Origin of the sequence: Streptomyces flavofungini (genome assembly GCF_041028215.1) — a bacterium.
GTDB classification, from domain to species: Bacteria; Actinomycetota; Actinomycetes; order Streptomycetales; family Streptomycetaceae; genus Streptomyces; species Streptomyces flavofungini_B.
In genome coordinates this window covers 1-2,635 of the sequence record NZ_JASKYR010001086.1, presented here as the reverse complement: position 1 = coordinate 2,635, position 2,635 = coordinate 1, and the positions used below count along the sequence as shown (strand labels likewise).

Genomic DNA, 2,635 nt, shown 5'->3' with positions numbered 1-2,635 from the left:
GTGCACGCGGTCCTGCCGTCGTTGTTGACGGCGACCGACTTGAGGACCGCGTGCACCCGGTCGCCGTCCGCCTCGGCCGCCGCGAGCGGCTTGAGCAGGAGGACACCGGCGCCCTCGGCGGGTGTGAAGCCGCGCGCCCGCCGGTCGAAGACGTGGAACTCCGTGCCGGTGTTGAGCAGCCCCCGGCTGTCGAACAGACGGTGTCCGCCCGCGTCGGGGAGCAGCGAGATCCCGGCCACCACGGCCGCCTCGACGTCGCCGGAGCGCAGGGCCTGGGCGGCGTGGTGCAGGGCCACGAGCGCGGAGGAGCAGGCGGTGTCCACGACCGTGCTGGGGCCGCGCAGGTCGAAGTAGTGCGAGAGGTTGGCGGCCAGGTAGTTCTGGCCGACGGCGACCACGGGGTTGCGGCTGCGGCCGAGCGTGGCCTCGTCCGGGTCGTGCCGGGTGCGGCCGCCCACGTACACGCCGATGTCGCGCCCCTTCACCGCGTCGGGGGCGTACCCCGCGTCGCAGAACGCGAACAGCGTCTCCTCCAGGAGCAGCAGCGCCTGCGGGTCCATCGCGGCGGCGTCGGCGTCGGAGAGGTGGAAGTACCCGGGGTCGAACCCGTCGAGGTCGAGCAGCCCGGCGGTGTAGCCGGTCGCGTTCCCCCAACGGCTCGCGGGCACCGGGGCGATGGCGGAACGCCCCTCGCTGAGCAGCCGCCAGTAGGCGTCGAGGTCCGGGGCGCCGGGGAAGCGGCCGGACATCCCGACGACGGCGATGTCGTACGGGGTGTCGGCGGGTGCCTCCTGACGTGCGGCGGGCACGGGCACGGCCGCGGTGACCGAGGACGCGGCCGGGATGGTCGGGGTGGCCAGGGGCTCGGTCGCCCGTGCGGTGCCGCCGAACGCCGCCGTGAGGGCCTGGCCGTGGTGGTCCGTGAGCCAGCCGACGAAGGACTCCACGGTCGGGTGGTCCACGAGGACCGAGGGGTCGAGGTCGGCGTCCAGTTCGGCGCCGACCGTGCGCAGGAGCTGCACCATCATGATCGAGTCGGTGCCGTAGTCGGAGATCGGCACGTCGGCGGCGAGGCGCGAACGGTCGAAGCCCAGCTCCTGGGCGAGCAGGCCGAGCAGCCAGGCCGTGACCCGGTCGGCGACGCCCGTACCGCTCTGAACGAGTGTCCCGCCGCCCCCGGCGGACCCGGCGGACCCGGCCAGAGCCGCCGGAGCCCGCGTCCGCCCGGCCGACGGCGCCCGCTCCGCGCGCAGCGCGTCCGGCGTCCACTCCGGTGCGACGATCGCGGGCAGGACGACCGGCCCCGCCCCCGTGGACAGCACATGGTCGAGCAGCCGGAGCCCCTCCGCCTCGGAGAGGTCGCCGAGGCCGGTCGCCTGGTATCCGGGTCCCGGCCGCTCGCTGCCCATGCCGACGCCGCGCCAGCTCGGCCAGGCCACGCTCACCACGGGCAGCCCGTGCGGCGCGCGGCGGGCGACGGCGTCCAGATGGGCGTTGGCCATCGCGTAGTCGCTCTGCCCCACCGCCGCCGCGGGGACCGTCGAGGCGACGGAGGAGAACAGCACGCAGAACCGCAGCGGATCACCGGCCAGCGCGTCCACCAGGGCGTCGAGCCCGGCCGTCTTGGGCGCGAGCACCGCGCGCACGGCGTCGACGGGCTTCTTGACGAAGGCGAGGTGGTCCCGGTCCACCAGCCCGGCGGCGTGCAGCACACCGCCGATCGGCCCGAGCTCGGCGCGGATCGCGTCGAGGGCCGTGCGGACGGCGGCGGCGTCCTCGCCCAGGGGCAGCGAGAGGACCTTCAGCCTGACCCCGTCGCGCTCCAGGGCGCGCAGCCCGTCGAGCTTGCGGCCGAGCGCCGTGTCCGTGCCGTACCGGTCCCACTCCGCGCGCGGCGGCAGCTGCTCGCGCCCGGTGAGGACGAGGGTCCGCGCACCCCACTCCGCGACCGCGTGCCGGGCGAGCGCGAGGCCGATGCCGCGGGTGCCGCCGGTGATGAGCAGCGGCTCGCCCGCGGGGAAGCGGACCGGCGCTCCCGTGGCGGCGGGCAGCGCTTCCAGGACGGCCCGGTGCCGGATGCCCTGCCGGTGGGTGACCTCGACGTCCGCGCCGCCGTCGGCCAGTTCCCGCGCCACGAGGTCCGGCAGCTCCGGATCGGCGGGGTCGGCCTCCAGGTAGCGGGAGCGCACGCGCCCGTACTCGCTCTGGAGCATCCGGTAGAGACCGGCGCGGGCATCGCCCCTGCCGACGCCGAGCAGCAGCGCCTCGCGTCCGGTCATGCGCTGGAGCACCGGCAGCCAGTCGGCGAGGCCGGTGCCGCCGAGGTCGACCAGCGCGTCGAAGCGGTCGTGCAGCTCCGCGGCGGTGGCGATCAGCTCACCGCCGGGCAGCGCGTCGGCGAGCCGCGCCGCGTCCTGTCCCGCCCCGATGACGGCCACGGAGGACGGCCGGTGACCGGGGAGGGCGGGAGCGGGCTCCCACCGCCGCGCCCGCGCCCACCTCGGCGACGCGGACCGTGGCCGCCGGGTCCTCTGCGACACGTGCGCCGATCGCCGCGGCGGTCACCTCGGCCACCACGTCGTTGATGCGCTCGTCAACGGCGTTGCCCTGGTAGACCGCGGTCAGCTTGGCCATG

2 protein-coding genes are annotated in these 2,635 nt (G+C 76.2%); both read right to left on the bottom strand.

Going from position 1 to position 2,635, the window contains the following annotated elements; genetic code table 11:
- Positions 1-2,438, bottom strand: a 2,438-nt coding sequence (locus AB8Z36_RS38620; RefSeq protein ID WP_369218034.1) for a type I polyketide synthase, incomplete at its 3' end; no start/stop codon positions are given.
- The coding region (locus AB8Z36_RS38615; RefSeq protein WP_369218033.1) for a hypothetical protein at positions 2,377-2,635 on the bottom strand (259 nt) is incomplete at its 5' end. The genes AB8Z36_RS38615 and AB8Z36_RS38620, both read right to left, overlap by 62 nt.